At 37.4% G+C, this 20,341-nt stretch carries 20 protein-coding genes; all 20 read right to left on the reverse strand.

Annotated features, from left to right (window positions below; all coding sequences use genetic code 11):
- Positions 1–2: 2 nt before the first annotated feature.
- On the reverse strand, positions 3–1,151 hold the full coding sequence (locus tag Q7P05_RS09150; protein WP_005387036.1) for an ABC transporter substrate-binding protein: 1,149 nt from the start codon (positions 1,149–1,151) through the stop codon (positions 3–5).
- Positions 1,152–1,260: 109 nt separating this feature from the next.
- A complete protein-coding gene (locus tag Q7P05_RS09155) occupies positions 1,261–3,180 on the reverse strand; it encodes an ABC-F family ATP-binding cassette domain-containing protein (RefSeq protein ID WP_303931781.1) in 1,920 nt (639 codons plus the stop codon).
- 27 nt (positions 3,181–3,207) lie between these two features.
- Positions 3,208–4,488, reverse strand: coding sequence for a type II secretion system protein GspD (locus Q7P05_RS09160; RefSeq protein WP_303931783.1), 1,281 nt, complete (start codon positions 4,486–4,488; stop codon positions 3,208–3,210).
- An 89-nt stretch (positions 4,489–4,577) separates the two neighbouring features.
- Positions 4,578–5,393 carry a hypothetical protein gene (locus Q7P05_RS09165; protein ID WP_303931785.1) on the reverse strand — a complete coding sequence of 272 codons (816 nt, stop codon included), beginning with the start codon at positions 5,391–5,393 and terminating at the stop codon, positions 4,578–4,580.
- 129 nt (positions 5,394–5,522) lie between these two features.
- Positions 5,523–6,512, reverse strand: coding sequence for a UDP-glucose 4-epimerase GalE (gene galE, locus Q7P05_RS09170; protein WP_303931787.1), 990 nt, complete (start codon positions 6,510–6,512; stop codon positions 5,523–5,525).
- A gap of 9 nt (positions 6,513–6,521) precedes the next feature.
- Positions 6,522–7,958 (reverse strand): glucose-6-phosphate isomerase, encoded by a 1,437-nt coding sequence (locus Q7P05_RS09175; protein ID WP_295824499.1) that lies wholly within the window; start codon positions 7,956–7,958, stop codon positions 6,522–6,524.
- An 84-nt stretch (positions 7,959–8,042) separates the two neighbouring features.
- Positions 8,043–8,321, reverse strand: coding sequence for a DUF1294 domain-containing protein (locus Q7P05_RS09180; protein ID WP_105088997.1), 279 nt, complete (start codon positions 8,319–8,321; stop codon positions 8,043–8,045).
- A 20-nt stretch (positions 8,322–8,341) separates the two neighbouring features.
- A complete protein-coding gene (locus Q7P05_RS09185) occupies positions 8,342–9,265 on the reverse strand; it encodes an NAD-dependent epimerase/dehydratase family protein (RefSeq protein ID WP_105088996.1) in 924 nt (307 codons plus the stop codon).
- Positions 9,266–9,287: 22 nt separating this feature from the next.
- A complete protein-coding gene (locus Q7P05_RS09190; protein ID WP_105088995.1) occupies positions 9,288–10,013 on the reverse strand; it encodes a viroplasmin family protein in 726 nt (241 codons plus the stop codon).
- Positions 10,014–10,022: 9 nt separating this feature from the next.
- A complete protein-coding gene (gene ybaK / locus Q7P05_RS09195; RefSeq protein ID WP_303931790.1) occupies positions 10,023–10,514 on the reverse strand; it encodes a Cys-tRNA(Pro) deacylase in 492 nt (163 codons plus the stop codon).
- 80 nt (positions 10,515–10,594) lie between these two features.
- Entirely contained in the window at positions 10,595–11,593 is a 999-nt protein-coding gene (locus Q7P05_RS09200) for a nucleoid-associated protein (RefSeq protein ID WP_303931792.1), read from the reverse strand.
- Between the two features lie 27 nt (positions 11,594–11,620).
- Positions 11,621–12,916: an AMP-binding protein gene (locus tag Q7P05_RS09205; RefSeq protein WP_303931793.1), complete on the reverse strand. Its 1,296-nt coding sequence runs from the start codon at positions 12,914–12,916 to the stop codon at positions 11,621–11,623.
- A 1-nt stretch (position 12,917) separates the two neighbouring features.
- Positions 12,918–14,024, reverse strand: a complete 1,107-nt coding sequence (locus Q7P05_RS09210) for a thiolase family protein (protein WP_119206289.1) — start codon at positions 14,022–14,024, stop codon at positions 12,918–12,920.
- A 66-nt stretch (positions 14,025–14,090) separates the two neighbouring features.
- The gene (locus tag Q7P05_RS09215; protein WP_005387058.1) at positions 14,091–14,603 is read right to left on the reverse strand and encodes a biotin transporter BioY; all 513 of its coding nucleotides are present in this window, start codon (positions 14,601–14,603) and stop codon (positions 14,091–14,093) included.
- An 8-nt stretch (positions 14,604–14,611) separates the two neighbouring features.
- Positions 14,612–15,109 (reverse strand): hypothetical protein, encoded by a 498-nt coding sequence (locus Q7P05_RS09220; protein ID WP_295824512.1) that lies wholly within the window; start codon positions 15,107–15,109, stop codon positions 14,612–14,614.
- Between the two features lie 237 nt (positions 15,110–15,346).
- Entirely contained in the window at positions 15,347–16,210 is an 864-nt protein-coding gene (gene galU / locus Q7P05_RS09225; RefSeq protein ID WP_005387062.1) for a UTP--glucose-1-phosphate uridylyltransferase GalU, read from the reverse strand.
- Between the two features lie 13 nt (positions 16,211–16,223).
- Complete coding sequence (locus tag Q7P05_RS09230) at positions 16,224–17,777, reverse strand: LptA/OstA family protein (protein ID WP_005387063.1); 1,554 nt, start codon at positions 17,775–17,777, stop codon at positions 16,224–16,226.
- A 37-nt stretch (positions 17,778–17,814) separates the two neighbouring features.
- On the reverse strand, positions 17,815–18,933 hold the full coding sequence (locus tag Q7P05_RS09235) for a hypothetical protein (protein WP_303931795.1): 1,119 nt from the start codon (positions 18,931–18,933) through the stop codon (positions 17,815–17,817).
- A gap of 108 nt (positions 18,934–19,041) precedes the next feature.
- On the reverse strand, positions 19,042–19,488 hold the full coding sequence (locus tag Q7P05_RS09240) for a hypothetical protein (RefSeq protein WP_005387067.1): 447 nt from the start codon (positions 19,486–19,488) through the stop codon (positions 19,042–19,044).
- Positions 19,489–19,742: 254 nt separating this feature from the next.
- Positions 19,743–20,341, reverse strand: a 599-nt coding sequence (locus Q7P05_RS09245) for an AIR synthase-related protein (protein WP_303931797.1), incomplete at its 5' end; no start/stop codon positions are given.

Consider the following 20,341-nt stretch of genomic DNA (forward strand, 5'->3'; position numbering starts at 1 on the left):
TTTTATTTTTTTAATGCGTCAAATTGACCGTTTTTAATTTGTAAAACTTGAACTTCCATGGAAGGGTCACGTTTTTCGTTGAACTTGAATTGACCAGTTACACCAACGAAGTCAGCAATATTTTTCAAAGCTTCACGGAATTTTTCACGATCTGTAGTAGAACCTGCTTTTTTCAAAGCTGCTTCATAGAGGTATACTGCATCATAAGCTTGAGCTGCGAATTGGTCTGGTTCTTTACCATATTTATCTTTGTAAGCTTTACGGAAGTCTTTTACCTTTTGATCGTCTTTGTTAGGGAACCAAGGTGTACCTACGATAACACCATCAGCTGCAGCACCTGCAATTTTAATGAATTCAGGGCTGTTAAAGCCATTGGAACCAATTACAGGTTGATTCATACCCATTTCACGCATTTTTTTCATGATTAATGCGCCTTCTTGGTAAAGAGAAGCAACTACGATAACATCAGGTTTTGCTTGTTGAATCTTAGTTAATTGTGCAGAGAAATCAGTATCTTTATCTGCAAATGTTTCAGTATCAACGATTTGTACGCCTTCAGATTCCAATGCTTTACGAGCTGTATTATTTACAGATACCATTTGGTCATTGTTGTTGGAGTACATAATAGCTGCAGTTTTGAAGCCTAAAGTTTTATGTGCTTCTTTAATTGCAGTATCTACTGCCAAGGATTCAGGTACAGCATTACGGAAAATGTAATCGCCGATATCTGTAATACCTTCAGCTGTTGTAGATGTACCAAGAGCTACGATTTTGCTTTTGTTTGCTACAGGACCAGCTGCCATCATTTCACCAGATAACATTGGGCCGATAACAGCTACAACTTTATCCTTAGAAATTACTTTATTCATTGCATTAATTGCTTCGTTTTTATCACCTTTAGTATCTTCTACTAATAAGTTGATTTTTACAGCATTTGCATCAGCGTTAATTTCGCTTACTGCCAATTCTGCACCAGCTTTAATGGACTCACCATATGCTGCTGCACCACCAGTTGTTGTTGTTAACAATGCAATTTTAGCCTCATTGCTATTTGCATTACCTGCATCTTTATTACTGCCACAACCAGCAGCAACTGCCATTACACCAGCAAGGCCAAAAATGGCTGCTTTTTTTAACATGGATTTATTCATGCTACACCCTTCCTTTGAAACATAAAACTTTAAATCTATATCTATATTATTAGAGTTTTCAATTTTTTGTCAATTAAAATAACTCTATAATAATATATACTATTATAAGTTATTCAGATAATCGTTCCCATTTCTCATACAATGCATCTAACTCACTTTGTGTAGATTCAATTTGTATGGAAATTTTGGACATTTCATCTAAATCTTGCTGTACTACAGGATTAGCCAATTGCACTTCATACATCTTCATCGTTGCTTCTAAACGAGCAATTTCAGATTCTACCTCAGCTAATTGTTTTTCCACCATATATGCATTCGGTTTCTTCTGAGGTTCCTCTGTCGGTTCTGATGTTGAAAGTACTGGTTCAATAACTGAAACAACTTTATTTTCAACTTTATCACTCTCTGAGTTCTGTTCATTAGCTAATGCTAATAAATCTTCTTGTTCTTTCAGCTTTTCTTTATAGTACGAGTAATTACCAAGATATTCAGTAATTTTTCCATCATCTAAAACAATGGATTTTGTAGAAACTTGATCTAAGAAATATCTGTCATGGGAAATAATAAAACATGTACCTTCAAATTGTTGCAAGGCTTGTTCCACAATTTCGCGCGTTGGAATATCTAAATGGTTCGTCGGTTCGTCTAAGATAAGAAAATTATCACCTTGAAGGAATAATTTTAATAATGCTAAACGAGCTCTCTCACCACCAGATAAGTCACCTACAAGCTTAAATACATCATCCCCTTTAAATAGGAATGAACCCAATACATTACGGGCCTTCTCTTCAGTGTAGTTAAAGTGATTCATAACCTCTTCTACTACCTGCCAAGAATCATGTAGTTCTTCATGCTCTTGCGAGAAATATCCCACTTGTACGCGATTACCGATATCTACGTGACCATTCTCAGGAAATAATTCACCTACAATAGTTTTTACGAGTGTCGATTTACCTGCCCCATTAGGACCAATAAGAGCTACTGATTCACCTCGTCGAACTACGAGTGATATATCATCAATGATAGGACTTTCACCATACCCTACTGATAAATGATCTAGGACAAGAACCTTATCTGCACTCATCGCTGCAGGAGGGAAAGAAAATTGTAAATGATGTGAAGTTACCGGTGCATCAAGTCGTTCTAAACGGTTAAGTTGAGACTGCCGGCCACGAGCCATTTTAGATTTTATACCTGCACGGTATTTATCTATATAGGCCTCTGTCTTCTTGATGTACTCCTGTTGTTTCTCATAGGCGACCATATCTGCTTTCAAACGTTCATCCCGTTGTTGAATATAGCGGCTGTAATTACCACGATAGGTTGTCGCCTTATGGTTATCTAGTTCTACAACACCAGTGACAATACGATCTAAAAAATAGCGGTCATGGCTGACGATGAGAATACCGCCAGGATAGGCAGATAAATATCCCTCTAGCCACTCTAACATGTCCATATCTAAATGGTTAGTTGGTTCATCTAAGAACAAAAAGTCTGGACGACGTACCAAGGCTTTAGCTAAATTAATGCGAGTCTTTTGACCACCAGAAAAAGCACTGGCTGGCTTATCTAAATCCTCATCGGTAAAACCAAGTCCATAAATGATACGCTTAGTCTTTTGCTCATAATCATAGCCGCCTAGCCATTCTAAACGATTTTGCAAATAATCCAATCGCTGTAAATCCGATTCACTAGCTTCTTCAGACTCCAAACGTGTGGTAAGTTCTTTTAGTTGCTCCTCTAATACATGAACATCGGCCCAAGCTTTTTCAATTTCTGTAGCTAAACTATCATCTCCTAGATTTACATCTTGTTGTAAGTAACCAATACTGGCTACAGGAGACTTAACTACATTGCCTTCATCTAATTCTTCATAGCCTAATATGCATTTTAACAAGGTGGATTTCCCAGCCCCATTAGGTCCTACCAAGGCTAGTCGATCACCTTCTTTTATCTCAAAAGACACATTGGAAAATACTTGGCGCACCCCAAATGATTTTCCAAGGCCTATCATTCGAATGCGTTCCATTCATAACCTCCTAATCATTACCCTTTATTATACCACAATTGCCCGAACTAATATTAGCATCTCTATAGAATCTTTTGTTTTTCTACTATGTCGGAATAATTTACCTAGTAAAGGAATATCTCCTAAAATAGGTACTTTTTGAATTTGATGTTGATCGCGATTATCCATAAGTCCACCTATAACGAGTACCTCTCCAGGTTGTAACCGCACCCGTGTATGTGCTTGTCGCGTACTAATTTTATAAGCTTTCATTTCGGATACCATGATAGGTGTACTTACTTCAGCGTGAATTTTTGCATCTACACCGCCATCCCCAGTAATAATAGGCGTGTAGTTTAACTTAATCCCCACCTCTTCATAACGTGTAGAACGCTTACGTTCGCCATTCACTTCGGACTCTTCTATAACAGGGATACGTTCACCGATCAAGATATGTGCTGTTTCACCATTTAAGGCCATAATAGATGGCTTAGCAATTAGCGCGGCTTTACCAGAACTTTCCATAAGACTCAACTCGGGTTTCACAAAAAATTTATATGCTTCACCACCGGGTGTTTTACCAAAGGTAACGGCCCCGTAAGAATTAGTTTTATCTTCACCATGTCCTGTCAAGCTAAGCCACGACCACCGAATGCCTTGCTCCTTTGCATAGGATTGTTCCATAGCAATGACTGTCGCTTCTAATTGTACTTGCTTAGGCTCCTTATCTATAGCTTTAACCAGTGTTTCTACACGCCGTTTCTCTCCACTGGTCAAATGCATGACCACTTCGTTTTGTTCTGAAAGTACCGCCATTTTATCATGTTTCACAACAGTGCCCATTATATTTTTTAAAGACTCTGCTGGCAAATGCTCCGGTGATATAACATATAATTCTCTATTTTCAAGTGCTTTGTCATCTGGCTCAATAAGAATTGTATTATATTGTTTTGAAACGGAAAAATGATATAGCCTTCCTAATTCTTTTATAAGATCCTCTGGTGTTTCACCTTGCACAGTAGCCGTAATGTTACCTGTTAAAGATTCTACACCCATAACAGATATACGATAACTCCGACAAATCCCTAATACTGTTTCCTTTAGAGAAGCATTACGAACGGATATCGTAATTGATTCTTTTGATTTTCTCAGCTCGCCTTTTTCATTAATTACGTTATCCTTTTCTATGTCATTATTATTATTTGATTTACCATTACTAATTTCTCTATCTAGTGAGTCCCTATCGCTTTCTAGATTGGTAGTTACTGCTTGCCCTGTATTACTCGCTAATACTATAGAAGATTCCCCTAATGATGCATATAGAAACATAACCACTATTATAATTATTTTTAGTAGTATGCTAGCTTTGAATAGTTTTTCTCTTACTATGGTCACTCTACTACGTAAGCAATCCTTACCTAATTGATTTTTAACCACCGTGATGAACCTCCTTCAACGATTTCTACACCACTTGCACTTATATTAGAGACAGTAACGCCATGCCAAACCGTCCCAACAGTAACCATTTGTTCCTCTGTACCTTTTCGTAAAATAGCAATAATCTCATTTCCCTCAACAATACCAACAAGTTCAACAGGCTGTTCCATACTCGAAGAATTTAACCTACTATGAGACTTTGAATTAATTTGATTATTAGTAAAATCATCACTACTATCACTAATGGTGTTATCCCCTATGTGTTTATTCTTATTCTGTGTTCTCCTGGTTTTATACCTATATGTATCCCTGCCTGAGTACTTACTATTATTAAACCCTTGCATATCATTAATGCTATCAGCCACTTCATCTACATCCTTAGTATCTTCATGTCTACCATGTAGATCATAATCTGGTAAATCTTTAAAAACCTCTCTCCAAGGATGCCCGCGTTCCACGCTGCTCACATCATATAACAAACGGCCTTCACTTTTAGTTTTTAGATTGTCATCTTTTCTCGTTTCTTTAGCATCACTGTTATGATGTTTCTGTCTATTATGTGATACCCCTTCTAATGATTCTTTTGAACTTAATCGGGTCTGATTATTTTCCTCACTATTAACATACTCAGGTTGTACATGAACACGTTCTTCTTCGTGAGGATATAAAACACCAACGATTAATACACCAACTATAATTACAAGAAAAATAGAAATAATAATTTTATAGTGACGAATAATAAAATACTGTTTATCAATCCATAATTTAATGCGTTGTATATAATCTTGTAAGTTCATATTCCACCTCCTGCTGACATATTCTAGGAGGTCCTTTTAAATTCCTACAAAAAAATGACTCTACCAGTCACCTAGGTGACTAATAGAGTCATTCATTATATTGACAAATCAAAAGGATTTGTTCTTGTTTTATTTGCTTTTAAAACCATCAGGATGAGATGTATGCCATTTCCAAGCATCTTTGATAACATCAGCTACATTACTGAATTTAGGATCCCAACCAAGTAATTCTTTAATTTTTTCAGAGGACGCAATCAATGTGCCTGGGTCACCAGCACGACGGTCACCATATTGAACAGGAATATCGATACCAGTAACTTCTTTAGCAGTTTCAATAATTTCCTTAACGGAGAAGCCATTGCCACTGCCAAGATTAAACACTTGAGATTCACCACCATTACGCAAATAATCCATTGCTAACACATGAGCTGTAGCTAAATCATTAACATGAATATAATCGCGTACACATGTACCATCAGCTGTATTATAATCAGTCCCAAAAACAGTTATGTGCTCTCTTTTACCACGAGCTGCATCTAGCACAAGCGGAATCAAATGAGTTTCTGGATGATGATCTTCCCCAATTGTACCAGACGGATCTGCGCCAGCCGCATTAAAATAACGCAATGCAACATACGTAGAACCATAAATAGCACTATAATCAGATAGCATTTCTTCAATCATCAGTTTAGTACGACCATATACATTAGTTGGATGCAATGGCGCATCTTCACGAATTGGCACTATCTCTGGTTCCCCATAAACAGCAGCCGTACTGGAAAATACAAAATGTTTCACACCTGCAGTACGAGCAGACTCAATGAGGTGATAAGAACCAACTACATTATTTTCATAATAAATGGCTGGATTTACCATGGATTCCCCAACTTGAGAATGGGCTGCAAAATGCATAACACCAATGATATTATGGTCTTTCATAATATCTATCAACTTAGGATCTGCTATATCCATATTGTAGAACTGTACCCCTTCAGGAATTGATTCTACATGACCGCGCGATAAATTATCTACAATAATAGGTGTATAACCCGATTGTTGTAAGGCACGTACTGTGTGGCTCCCAATATAACCAGCCCCACCTGTTACTAAAATATTCATAGTTCCCCCTTATGAATTCTCTCCATCCTTTACATGAGCCAATTTTGGACCGATGAGACGTTTATAAACTTCAACACCTGGTTGATCGAAAGCGTCTACACCAGCAAAAATAGATTCAAAGTAAACAGCCCAACAATGCATAAACATGATTTCCCCTAAATGGAATGCATTTAATGTTGGTACAGTTATCGTCATATTAAAGCGATTGTCACTAGATAAAGCCTCTCTATTAGCATCTAATGCAATATTGAGAATATCACAAATGCCTACATTACCAAGTGCTTGCAATCGTTCATATTGACTATGTGTATTAGGCACTACGAGATTATGTTGCCACTCTTTAACCTTAATAAATTGAACGACCTTATTAAGGCGACCTTCTTGATGCTCTTGTACTTGAGCATGCATATCCATAGTTCCTACTGCCGCAACTGGTGTACGACCATAAGGTAAGCATGTATTACTCATCTTACCTAACGATTCGGACAATAGCTGTACATACCAATCAGATAAGGAATGAAGAGCTTCCCCATAAGGCATAAACACCTCAATAATACGACCATAACGTTCGGACGCAATATATTTTAGCAATGCACTTAATAAAGCAGGATTTTTGAAAATATCCTCTTCTTGGCAAGCAGCATCCATTGAAGCTGCACCAGCTAAGAACCCCTCAATATCAAAGCCCACAAGAGCCGCTGTTACAAAACCAACCTCTGTAAACACAGAGAAACGGCCACCTACACCATAAGGAATACTATAGGTTTTCCAATGATTTTCTAGTGCCATAGAACGTAGAACTGTAGGATGTTCATCATCAGACGTATCGGTAACAGCTACTACTTCATAATTTATATTCAGATCTTGTAATGCTTTTTCCAAAATCATGAAATTAGCCATTGGTTCGATAGTAGAGCCAGACTTAGAGGTGATAACGAGCATCACCTTATAGTCGGGTCCTTTTTTCTGAGCTTGATACTCTAAGGTACGAATAAGGCCTGATAAATAATCACCATCTACGTTAAATCCAGCAAAATACATCCGTGGATATCCGTTGCGTTCTTCCGTACTAAGATTATTCCAAAATGCACCACATTGAACATCAAAAATAACCTTACTACCCAAATAAGAACCACCAATACCTACAGATACAACTGTATCAATATTATGGCGAGCATAGTCCCTCAATTCATAAAGACGTTTTAGCATTGCAGGTGTATTAATACCATCTTCAGAAATATAAGGAAGTTGGTAAAACAATACCGGTTCAGGCAAGCCGTCCTTGGAAACATGGCCTTCTTCAAAGCCTGTAGAGCGTAAAATATTGGTGTGGCGCCAAACATTTTGTATAGCACGCTCAAAGTTTTTTACGTCTCGTTCTTGTATGCAACTTTCATTATATATGTTAGCGTAATCTAACTCGAACCCAGATTGTAATCGCAACATCAAATATCTCCTTCACTGACATTTTATGTACAATATTCTACTCATTATACCATAAAACAATGAATAAAATATTAGTTTATGCAATCAATTCACCCACAAACCATAACCAAACCCCACTGCATAAACAGACCATAACAATGCAATAGGAATAGCTAGTTTAAACTTAAGCTTTAAAGTCTTATGACGCCAAATAACCATGCCCAATAGCGCACCAAGGCCGCCAAAGGCAAATGCTAAAAATAATAATGTGAACTCTGAAATCCGATTATACCCCTTAATAGCACATAGCTTATCATATCCATACATGCTAAATACAATTAGATTCCATACCCCTACAGTAACCCAAAATTGTGTATCACTCATGTCCCCAAACCTTATATCCCTTACTTATGATGAGCTTTAAAATATTCTAATGTTTTTTGTAAGCCCTCATCTAATGTTGTGGAAGCTACAAATCCAAAATCACGTTCTGCCTTTGCATTACTTAAACGTGAATGTTTGATATCCCCTATGCGTTCGTCTTCATAATGAACCATAAAATCAGCACCACTAATAGATCTGAATCGCGTAATCAACTCATTAACAGATGTTCCCGTATTGGTAGACACGTTATAAATACCTGTACAGCTAGTATTGCCCATAGCCTTAATATTGGCTTCTACCACATCTTCTACATAAATGAAGTCTCTTGTTTGTTCCCCATCACCATATACGGTTAAAGGCTTACCTTCAACGATTAAACGATTGAAAATACTAATAACGCCACCTTCACCACCATCACCTTGACGTGGACCATATACATTGGCATATCTAAAGCATACTGTATTTAACCCGAAAGCTTCACGATAGATACGTAAATACCCTTCTGCAGTAAGCTTAGTCAAACCATAGAAGGATGATGGCATACCACTTAGTTCTTCTGTCAATGGTAATACTGCTAAGTCCCCATACACAGCAGCCGAAGAAGGCATTAAGAATTGTTCAACTTTCACCTTACGACAGGCATCAAGTACATTAATAAGCCCTAACAAATTAACATCACAGTCATAACTTGGATTCTCCATAGAGGATTGAACCATAGTCTGAGCAGCCTCATGAAATACAATAGAAGGCTTAAACTCTTCAAAAACAGATAATAATTTTGGATCTCGTACATCCATCTCAATAAATTGAGCAGAATCATGTACAAAAGAACGCATACCTGTAGATAAATTATCTATAACGAGCACATTGTGCCCCAATTCAATTAATCGATCAACTAGATGGGAACCAATGAAACCGGCTCCGCCTGTAACACATATATTCATAACACCCTCCTTTCTGAGAAAGTTAAATTCCCGCACCTTGTTTGGCTAGTACATCAGCCATTTCATTATATGTATCGCCCGTATGAGCAGCCACCTTGTGAAAGTGTACGCGCACACGGTCTTTTATAGAGTCATAAAACGCAGCATAATATTGAGTCAGTGCATTATTGCGTTTCCATCGTTTAGTAGCCCACATTTCAATCCCCATATAATCATAATATAGGGAACATTCTGGAATACCATGATCAACGGCATATTTCATAACATACATAGCAGCTAGTAGCTCACCAGCTACATTCCAAAATGATGTATATCGTTCATCATTAGAAGGAAATGAAAAAGTCTTCTTAGACCCATTCAAGAAGATAACGCCACCAGCACCAACTGTATTGGTACCTTTATTATAACTACCATCAATATAAGCAATAATATGGTCGGCCTTAGTAAAATCTGGTTTCACCACATTTGGAGATACCTTATTTTGAACTTTAGAACTAAATCCTATAGGTCTAGAATTCATAGATTTAGACTTAACTGCTTGTGGCGATTTAGGTTCGCTCCGTTTAGCACTCATAAAATCACTCAAGGATAATCCTGAATCATCTACAAAGGCACGTGCTTCTGCTTCTGTAGAGAAAGATTTGTAGATAGCACCGCCAAAACCCTTTACCTGTTTCTCACAGTCAGCCCAGGTAGTATAAACTCCTGGTACACGGCCTTGACGAACTGCATAAAACTTCTTTGCCATACGTACCTCTTAATGATCCATTGTAAGTACTACAAATTCAGCACTTACAACAGAGGCCAAATCCTTTGGATTTACCTTCATCTGCATGCCTCGTAGACCAGCGCTTACATATACAAACTCTTGAGGTTTCATTGTGGCATCAAAATAGGTAGGAAACGATTTTTTCATCCCCACTGGAGAACATCCGCCCCGTAAGTATCCGGTAATACCTAGTAAGTCCTTAACATGAACCAGTTCTACAGACTTATTATGACTGACACGAGCCGCTTGTTTCATATCTAGCTCTTCAGCCACTGGAATACAGAATACTACAAACCCTGTTTTATCGCCCTTACCAACTAGTGTTTTAAAGACTTGTTTTTCATCGAGTCCTAAAGCTTCTACTACATGAAGGCCTGCAGCACGCTCTTCAGACCACTCATATTCGCTAATACTATAAGGTATCTTATGAGTATCTAAAATACGTAATGCATTTGTTTTTTTATGTTTCTCTTTACCCACTATAACCTCCATATACTAGCATAACAAATAAATTTAATCATACCATAATATATTTCTATCGATAAATATATTTTTCATTACTATTTATTTACGATTTTATTAATATTTTTTAGTTCAATACGCAAGGTTCCATCATCATTAGTTTTGATTTCAATGAACTCGCGATTTTTCATATACTCTACAGGAAAAGAAATTTCAATGCCCGTATCGGTTTTAATCTTATGATGTTCGCCAACCTTCGTAGCAAACTCTCGATTAACAGGTAGAGGCCTCATCATATCCGCATCAGCTAATTCTTTCTTAGCCGCCTCTTGTTGAACAGGATTGGCTTTAAATACCTCTTCCACAATGCGAACAGGATCTACTGTATCAGATACTTCTGCATTTTTCGCAATCATAGACTTTGCAATCGTCAATTCAACGACACCATCTGACTCATGGGCTTGAGCCACCTTATCTACGATAGCTTTCACCTTTTTCACCGTATCTCTAGAAGATTGGTTAGTGCCTAATTGCAATACCTTATCTGCTAAGATATAGGATACTTCACCATCAAATTCACCTTTTGGTTCAAAAATTCGAACGCTAAAATCATGCAAATTAATCGATGCAAAGGCGCGTAACTTTTGTGAAGGCATAGGCAACACAGCCTTATGAGAAACAAGTTCTGTAGCTAAACTGCCATCATCTTCACTAAATAGTTGATGAGTAAAAGCATCATGAGCTTGGCACAGAAGAATGCAGATATAAGATGCATCCGTAACAGCTTCACAAATAATCGTATCGATAACAACGGAGTCCGTCGCTTGTTTCATATAGGTAAACAAGCTTTCACCTAAATTCTTAGATAACTCTATAAACTTGAGGTCTCCATTTTTATAATCGACTAATTGTTTACCAAATGGACTTGCATCATGCAAGGTACCTGTTCTAGCACCGGGGTCTTTGAACGACTTAACTACATGATTTGCAATATAATCATGAATAGCTTGATCGCCAACCTTTAATTCATGTTCAGAGTATACAGCTAAAGAAGACGTAAAATCGAAAATCTCTAGCGCCGCCTTATTAATCTGCATGATGCCTCCTTATAACAGTAAAAACGATTACCCTTTATTATACCACTCTTTTAGCTTTCTTTTATCAACTTTTGAGCATTCTGTAAGAGGTAACATAGGAATAGAGTAGATAGATTTTGGCCATTCTATGGAAGGTCTATGATGCCGAATTGTTTCCATAACATCGGCTACTAGAACATTATCCTCCAACACCATATACGCTACAAAATCTTCCCCTTTTACATCATCTATGATATCGATAATAGCTACTTCTGAGACACCATCTATAGATTGCAAATAAGTTTCCATGGAGGGAATAGATATTTTATAGCCCCCCTTGTTTACCACATCGCCTTGTCGCCCAGTAAACATAAGATACCCCTGTGTATCTATATAACCACAATCATTAACGGTATATGTATCGGAAATACCTTCAATATGATATTTTGTAGTTACATATATAACCCCATCATCTGCTTTAATTCGGACCGTTGGGAATGGCCTGCCCACAGTGCCTTCTCGGTCTAGCCACTCTTTACCTGTGCAATAGGTTATATAGTTAAGCTCAGAAGCACCATAATACAGAATAAACTCCATATTAGGACATAGCTGTTGCAACTGCTCCATCAAATGACGATCAAGCACTTGTGAGCCAGCAATAATATAGTTAATCGCAGATAATTTACATTTACAATGCCTTATGAGCAATCTAAGTTTTGTAGGAAGAGCATAGATATGATCTACTTCATATCTTTCAAGCAGCTCAATCCATCGAGTAGGACGCAAGGAACTGGTAGTAACAATAGTCCCCCCTGCCCATAAGACAGCAACAACCATATTACTAACACCAGTAAAACTAAAGCTGCCTTGCAAAAAGATTTTTGTATCTTCATTTATATGAAAGATATTATTTTGAATATCAAAAAACTCTCGCCACGATTCCTCTTTTCTCCACAACGGTTTAGGACGCCCCGTAGTACCTGATGTAAGTACACCAAAATCAGTTAATGGTAACACGCCTTCATCAGCTATAATATGAGCTAATTCGTCTATATACTCAGTATCCATTTCATTATGGCATACCATAGGAATGTAACATCTATACAATGCACCTAACCATTGTACAAGTTGTTCTAAAAAGGATTGACTCTGAATTAAAAGAACTTTATTTTTTAATGTTTCTTTAACTTGAGTAAGATGTACGATACCACTAGTATCATCAAGATCTATTGAAAGAATAGCATCATACAATTCACCATATGTATACTGTGTATCATCTACAATAAGAGCAACCTTATGAGGCTTTAAGTCTTTATATTGTCGTAACCGTTCAATAATTGTCATTTTACATTCGTTCCATAATCAAAGCAGTTCCTGTACCGCCTGCACCGGCAATAGCACACAAACCATAGCGACCATTACAAGATTCTAAAGCAGCCATACAATGAAGAGCTAATATAGCACCAGAACAGCCATAAGGATGTCCATACGCTAAGGCACCACCCAATTTATTATATTTTTCTAAATGCTTAGGATAGGCCTTATTGAAGAGAACATCAATGATAGCAAAGGCTTCGTTCCACTCTACTACATCAATATCATCCATCGTTAGACCAGTGCGTTTTAAAATCGCTTCTGTGCTTTCTAAAGCTCCTTCTGGACTAAACTGAGGATTTCCCGCCCAAGGCATAATACTATGAATTCTAAAGGGCCCTTTTTCATTAGATACGTATACAAAAGCCGCGCCATCATGAGTTAAACAAGCATTGCCTGCATTTGTAATGGAATTAGGTCCTAATAAAGGCTTCATACGTGATAATAGTTTCTCATTCATCTTAGGGCGAATACATTCATCTACACATGCTTTTCCATCGATGGTAATAGGCATAATATAAGATTGCAAATATGGATTATCTAAGGCCTCAATGGCCCGTTGGTGACTGCCAATAATGTATGGATATAAATCTTCCTTGAGTACATTATGCTTTTGAATCGTCCTCTCTGCCCCTTCTAACATAGCTAGAGGAGAACAATCGTTAGGGCTAAACTGAGCAACCTTATATAGGCCTTCACGATTATCACCAGCTGCATACATCCTATCGGGCTGTAATGAAGAACTTTCAATACCACCAGCAATAGCCGAATCCATAACACCTGATGCAATATGTGTATAGGCCATCTCAATACTCATCAAGGCTGATGCACATTGCATATCTACGGTAATCCCAGGAACAGAATTCGGTAAATTAGTCATGAGCCCCATAAGGCGACCAATATTCCCACCTGTACCAACTGCATTACCACAAAAGATCCCATCCACTTGTGAAATATCATAACGATTGATTAATTCATTAATGAGTTGAGCTCCTAACATTTCAGGTCTCATATTTCTATATTGTCCATGTAATACGCCTATAGGGATTCTAAGCCCACCATGAATATATACTGACATATTAGCTCCTATAAGAAAATGCAGAAAAGAGGCATCCCAAGGAATGCCTCTTTTCATTATTACATTCTAAATTTTAATTTTAGTTGCTAACCAAGAAGCAACGAGACATTTTACAATATCCCCAGGAATGAATGGGAACATTACTACAGGCAATGCCGCCCAAAGTTCAGTTTTTGTTACAATCATAAAGCCTGCAACGCCAAATAGATATACTACAGGAATAGTAATTACAAGAGAACGCCATGCATAAGAGAAAAAGCTCTTCTTAGAACCTTTGAATACGCTTAATAATGTATAAGCTATTGGCCAAGAGAAGATAAAGCCCCCTGTTGGTCCTAATAATTTGCCAAGACCTGCTGTGCCACCAACGAATACTGGTAAACCTACAGCACCAAGTAAAACGTAAATGATAAATACAATAAATGCATCCTTTGGTTGCAATAATAGACCTGTTAATGTAGCCACCAAAGTCAATGCAGTTACCATAGCCGGACTAAATGGCAATGGGAACGAAATATATGCTGAAATACATAATAAGGCTGTTAATAAAGCCATTTTTGTTAAACGTCTTGCTTCCATAATTACCTCTAACTAATACATCTTTGTTTTAAAGATGTTAAATCTTCATTTTCACCAAAAAACGTAGCAGAAAATGCCAATGTGTCACCTACATAACCTTCTACATGAGCATCTTCAGAGTTTTCCACCAAAGTTACCTGATCATCTGCAATAACGGGTGCATGAAAATAAATAGCCATCTGCTGTGCAGATTTACTAATATTCCAATAATTCCATAAATTTTCTAAAATCATACAACCAGGCACTACATAGGGCGATTCACGATGAATTTCATTGGTATCGTTAATATCATTTACAAATCGTATGATATCCTCCTTAGAGAAAGATATCGTCCGATCATTCTCTTCTTCATGAATTATTGAACGAATACGAAATTTTCTCGGTACCGGTCGTAAATCAACTATTAAAAAACCTGATTTGTCTAGAATACCAATTGTAGTAGTTTTAGCAACTTGATATAAAATGCCACAGATAGATTGATCACTACCCGAAGCATCATAATGCATATGCTTAATAACACTATGCCCTGGTAATCCAAAATCATTATTACACAATGTTGTAAAGAGCGATCTCATATAATCACAGTCCTTTATTTATTCAATAAATTGATTATAATCAACATTATTTTATTAGTCAACAAAATCACCTTAGTTTTGTTGACAATAATACAAAAATATCGCCATTAAATAAAAGAACCCATGGTAACATCCACAGGTTCTTTCTTATATACATATATAGCTTCACTATTTAAGGTCTAGTTCTTTCAAATATGCTTTGAAGTTCTCACCTAACTCTTCATTACGAAGGGCATACTCAACAGTAGCTTTCAAGTAACCTAATTTATCGCCTGTATCGTAACGAATACCTTCATAAGCTAATGCATACGTATCGGTTTTAGATGCTGCTAGAGCATCAGTTAATTGAACTTCATTACCTACGCCTGGTTTTGTATTTTCTAAAATATTGAAAATATCTGGCGTTAAAATGTAACGACCTAATACTGCAAGTCTAGATGGTGCATCCTCTTTTTTTGGTTTTTCCACCAAATTATGAACGCGATATAAATTATCCGCTAATGCTTCACCAGATACAATGCCATAAGAGCTAACTTTATCTTCAGGTACAAATTGAGCCCCTAAGATAATACCAGGATGTTCATCGTAACACTCAATTAACTGTTTAAGGCATGGATTTTCAGGATTATATACAATATCATCACCAAGTAATACAGCAAATGGTTCATCACCAATAAAGGCTTTTGCACATAGTACAGCATCGCCAAGACCACGAGGAGCTTTTTGACGAATAAAGTGAACTTTAATATCTGCTAAGTCTTTAATCATAGCCAATTGTTTATTTTTACCTTGGCTTTGTAAAAGCAATTCTAGTTCCACACTGCTATCAAAATGATCTTCAATAGCGCGTTTATTACGGCCTGTAATGATTAGGATCTCTTCAATACCAGAATCTAATGCTTCTTTTACAATATATTGGATAGCAGGTGTATCCACGATAGGAAGCATTTCCTTTGGTTGTGCTTTAGTAGCTGGTAAGAAGCGTGTACCAAAGCCAGCTGCTGGAATAACGGCTTTTCTAATACGTTGCATAGTTATCTCCTAATTAAAAGTCTTTGCCAACAAATTTGATTTTCCATTGATCATTATTGCTTCTATGTGCATCCTTATAAGTTAAGTACAAGTCAAAGGAATGTAAATCACGATGCCATGTATAATATACAGAGTCTATCTGACCACTCATCATATTTGTTTTAACACTTACAGACACATCATCTAAGCGAGTCAATTTATAGTTACCGCCATAGATGAGCTCTTTAGGAAGCTCTGTAGTATCAAATCGATATGGAGAGTTATTATAAGAAATATTACGTTGATTATAACTAACCCATACATTAGCACGATTTCCCACTTTAGAGCGGAATCTAGCGCCCCAGTAAGGCATGCTACGAATCGTGCCATCGTAACCATAGTAGTCGCGTTGGTAACCGCCCAAGAAGCGTAAATCAGCATTTTTACCAAGCTTAATTGGATCATGAGATATTTCTGTATAGTATTCCTTATGGGAACCTTTTACAGAACCTTCTTTCCAATAACCGGCATTAACGCCACCGCGTACAGTTACTGGTGATTTACCCACATGATACGTATGAGTATCTAAACGTGCCTCACCAATCTTTTCAACCCATACCGTTTCATCATTATATTCATTAGATTCTTTACTGTACCCAATTGACGCAGTAGCCCAAGGCAAGTAGTGTCTATAACCAACTTTTGGTTTAAAGCCTGATTTTGAATACCAGCGATAATCGATATAAGCTTCACCATGCTTACCAATTGGATAATCAGTACTACCATGCAAGCCAAGTCCATCATCACTACTATATGTAGGCTTTGGAACTAATGAGAATATACTGAATTTTCCTTCTTTATCATGGCGCAAGGATGCTGTATAAGAAGGTAAAGATAAAACCTTAAAGTTTTTAATGTAGAAAGACGGTTTTTTAATAATGACTTTATCGCCAGGATACACCTTGATATCTTGACCTTCTACACGATAATCTGGTGTATGTTTAAAGGCCATCGCATGTTTTGTGGTAACCATGCCTTTATCCATATGACCAGTTTCACCATCAAATGTAGCATTTTGCCCCTTCACATAGTAAGGATCATTCCAACCAAACGCTTGGTCAGCTGTAAAATGACGGTCACTAGTCCGATATGTCATATTTTGACCTGTAATATCCTTTGTTTTACCGCCATTTTCCAAAAAGCGATACCCACCAACAGTACGGTATTCTGTAGTTTTTGTATTACCTTCTATACGTGGTGCCATCAAGGTTTGATTACCTTGAGTCACTACTACATCACCTTGTGCATATACATCACCAGTGGACCCAGTATAGGACATTTTATCTGCATCAATACGAGTCGGCAATTGTTCTGTAGGTTGATCAGACTTTGCCTTTTCACCACGACGTACAACACGGATATTACTATTTTCAGGTGTAGATGCTTTAGAGATTTCTCCAAGATAGGATTGATCAACGCTATCCAATTGATCTTGATATACCGTGGTTGACTCCGTAGCGGCCCATACTGGTTGTGCTAAACAAAAAACACAAGCCGCTGCCAGCCATTGTACTTTACGTTTCCTCATGGTTACTAGAACTCCTCTTGCTTTAAGAATTTGTTAATTATTGATTACGCTTTACAACTACGATAGGTTGAGAAACATTTTCTACCGGTTCTTCTTGTTCTTCTACTGCTGCTGGTTCCTCTGTTGTTGTTTCATTTTCATCAACAGCCGCTTCATTAGTGTCTACAGTCTCTTCAGATTCATCGGCCGTATTAGGTACAGTTACTGCTTCAGCCAATTCATCATCACTGTGAGCCAAACCATCACCACCAATTACAAGACCTTGAATTGTAACAGAATCTTGAGGTTGTACATAAATAGTTGCACCAGCAGGGTATTCAATATTTTTACCCTTAACAAAGGCACCACCTACTAGGCCTACTGGTCCAAGTAAAACAGCACCAGCTACGGATGCACCTGCCGCTTTTACTTCATTACGAGTTTTGTCTTTAGCTTCTTTGCCTTGTACGGCAGTAAACTCTGTACCATCGATAGCAGGAATAGTATCGAATGTAATATCTAATGCACCATTACGACCAAAGGAACGAGCCTTTTTCAAGGATGTAATTGTACCAGATCCTACTGTACCTGCAGGTACCAATAACACATTGCCATCCATTACATTTTCAGCTACTGTGAAAGCAACAGTGTCGCCTTCATGGCTAGTTTTAGAAGAAACAGCGTCATTCAAGGTAACTTTGAAGACTTGGTTACCAGCTAATGTACCAACTTGGTTAGTAAGCGTTACATTGCTACCATATACTTTTGTTTTCAAAGAAATGATACGTTTTTGTAAAGAGCCGCTACCAATACGACCATTAACGCTACGTTCCATCTTTTCTACGCGATCTACAAGAGAACCTGCGTTAATGCTATTTTGATATGTATATTCAAGCGCATCCATTTCTTCGCGCAAAGAAATGTTTGTGCCACTACCTTCTACGGAGTTATAGAGGGAATCAACACGTTTGCTCAATGTAGCAGAATTGCCATTGAAACCAGTACCATACACGGTTTCATCAAGTTGATTAATGCGGTCCACTACAGCACCATCTTGTACTGCACCATATACAGTAGTTTCCAAAACATTTGTTTTCTCTGTAACTGTGCCAGGAGCAGCAAATGCAGTGCCTGAAATCAAGGATGCCATTAAAAGTGTAAGTACTTGCTTCTTCATAAATTCCTCCACAACGTATCTAATGTATAACTGTTATACAACAGAATAAGCACGGGCCTAAGACCGTGCTTATTCCCTGAGTCTACTATTTTATATGCTCAGTGGCCATTAAATTTTCAAATCGATAATCGCAGATACACCTACGCCTTGAACACGAGATGCACCAACTGGGTTTGTGCTATCAACAGGTACTAAACCTTTAACACGAACCATACCGTTAAAGCTACCTTCTACTTGGGCAACGGCTTTAACTTGTTCAATGCTAGATGCAGGACCAGTAACTTGAGCAGCACCGATATAACCTTTTGTACCAATACTGATGATAGGTACAACTTTAGTTGTATATTCTGTGCTTAAGTTATTTTGTTTCAATAATTTATTCAAGAAAGAGTCAATTTGTGGACCGAATTTGTTGATAACAATACCGATACCACCAATTTTAGCTGCACCGCCAAGAATACTGCTAAGGCCGCCAGCTTGAGTAGTCAAGATACCGCCAAATGCAGTTGTAGTTAAACAAATCCCTAGAACAGCTGTAATAATCTTCTTTTTCATAATAAGCCTCCTATAGATACTTATATTTTAACAAATTCTATACATAGATTCTAGTGAAAGTATAAGAACTTACACATAAAGATACTAGCATTGTATAAAAGTCCGATGAACAATCAATGAATTTTACACAACTTAATTTAATGCTACCATCATAAAGAATTAGTGTCAATATCAAGTCTAACTCATACTCTATAGGCCTAAAATAGTTCTTATCTTTACATATCTTTACGACTTAGAGAAACTCAATTATATAATTAGCAGATACGAGGAACTTGATCTTCACCTAACAAATCGATTAAGCGAACACCACCAATAGCAGTTTGCAAACCAACCTTACCAATATTCTTATCTAATGTTTTGCCAATTAGCACCGATTCTTTACCTTCTTCAAAGCTGTGAAGAATAGATAGAACTTCATCTGTAACGGATGGATCTACTACGAGTACAACCTTTCCTTCATTTGCTAAATATAACGGATCATATCCCAAAATATCACAAACAGATTGTACTTCGGCGTGAATTGGTATAGCCGCTTCTTCTACCTTAATACCCACTTGGCTTTGATCTGCAATTTCTTTTAAAACAGTCCCTAAGCCACCCCGTGTAGGATCTCGCAATAGAGCCACTTGAGGTCCCACTTTATCAAGTACAGCATGAACCATGTTATTTAAAGGAGCACAGTCAGTTTTTAACGCATCAGATAGATCCAATCCAAATCGTTGTCCCATAACAGCAATAGAGTGATCCCCTATAGCACCAGATAAGATAACATCCATTCCCGGCTTTACGCGATGTGGACCAATATCTATCCCTGTTGGAATCATACCAATCCCCGCAGTATTTATGTAGATTT

Origin of the sequence: Veillonella dispar (assembly GCF_937975875.1) — a bacterium.
Classification (GTDB): Bacteria; Bacillota; Negativicutes; order Veillonellales; family Veillonellaceae; genus Veillonella; species Veillonella dispar_B.

What these genes read in the sequence shown, in the direction of transcription:
- Q7P05_RS09150 (WP_005387036.1), bottom strand. Translation starts at nt 1,151, where the DNA reads ATGAATAAATCCATGTTAAAAAAAGCAGCCATTTTTGGCCTTGCTGGT.
- Q7P05_RS09155 (WP_303931781.1), bottom strand. Translation starts at nt 3,180, where the DNA reads ATGGAACGCATTCGAATGATAGGCCTTGGAAAATCATTTGGGGTGCGC.
- Q7P05_RS09160 (WP_303931783.1), bottom strand. Translation starts at nt 4,488, where the DNA reads ATGTTTCTATATGCATCATTAGGGGAATCTTCTATAGTATTAGCGAGT.
- Q7P05_RS09165 (WP_303931785.1), bottom strand. Translation starts at nt 5,393, where the DNA reads ATGAACTTACAAGATTATATACAACGCATTAAATTATGGATTGATAAA.
- galE (WP_303931787.1), bottom strand. Translation starts at nt 6,512, where the DNA reads ATGAATATTTTAGTAACAGGTGGGGCTGGTTATATTGGGAGCCACACA.
- Q7P05_RS09175 (WP_295824499.1), bottom strand. Translation starts at nt 7,958, where the DNA reads ATGTTGCGATTACAATCTGGGTTCGAGTTAGATTACGCTAACATATAT.
- Q7P05_RS09180 (WP_105088997.1), bottom strand. Translation starts at nt 8,321, where the DNA reads ATGAGTGATACACAATTTTGGGTTACTGTAGGGGTATGGAATCTAATT.
- Q7P05_RS09185 (WP_105088996.1), bottom strand. Translation starts at nt 9,265, where the DNA reads ATGAATATATGTGTTACAGGCGGAGCCGGTTTCATTGGTTCCCATCTA.
- Q7P05_RS09190 (WP_105088995.1), bottom strand. Translation starts at nt 10,013, where the DNA reads ATGGCAAAGAAGTTTTATGCAGTTCGTCAAGGCCGTGTACCAGGAGTT.
- Q7P05_RS09200 (WP_303931792.1), bottom strand. Translation starts at nt 11,593, where the DNA reads ATGCAGATTAATAAGGCGGCGCTAGAGATTTTCGATTTTACGTCTTCT.
- Q7P05_RS09205 (WP_303931793.1), bottom strand. Translation starts at nt 12,916, where the DNA reads ATGACAATTATTGAACGGTTACGACAATATAAAGACTTAAAGCCTCAT.
- Q7P05_RS09210 (WP_119206289.1), bottom strand. Translation starts at nt 14,024, where the DNA reads ATGTCAGTATATATTCATGGTGGGCTTAGAATCCCTATAGGCGTATTA.
- Q7P05_RS09215 (WP_005387058.1), bottom strand. Translation starts at nt 14,603, where the DNA reads ATGGAAGCAAGACGTTTAACAAAAATGGCTTTATTAACAGCCTTATTA.
- Q7P05_RS09220 (WP_295824512.1), bottom strand. Translation starts at nt 15,109, where the DNA reads ATGCATTATGATGCTTCGGGTAGTGATCAATCTATCTGTGGCATTTTA.
- galU (WP_005387062.1), bottom strand. Translation starts at nt 16,210, where the DNA reads ATGCAACGTATTAGAAAAGCCGTTATTCCAGCAGCTGGCTTTGGTACA.
- Q7P05_RS09230 (WP_005387063.1), bottom strand. Translation starts at nt 17,777, where the DNA reads ATGAGGAAACGTAAAGTACAATGGCTGGCAGCGGCTTGTGTTTTTTGT.
- Q7P05_RS09235 (WP_303931795.1), bottom strand. Translation starts at nt 18,933, where the DNA reads ATGAAGAAGCAAGTACTTACACTTTTAATGGCATCCTTGATTTCAGGC.
- Q7P05_RS09240 (WP_005387067.1), bottom strand. Translation starts at nt 19,488, where the DNA reads ATGAAAAAGAAGATTATTACAGCTGTTCTAGGGATTTGTTTAACTACA.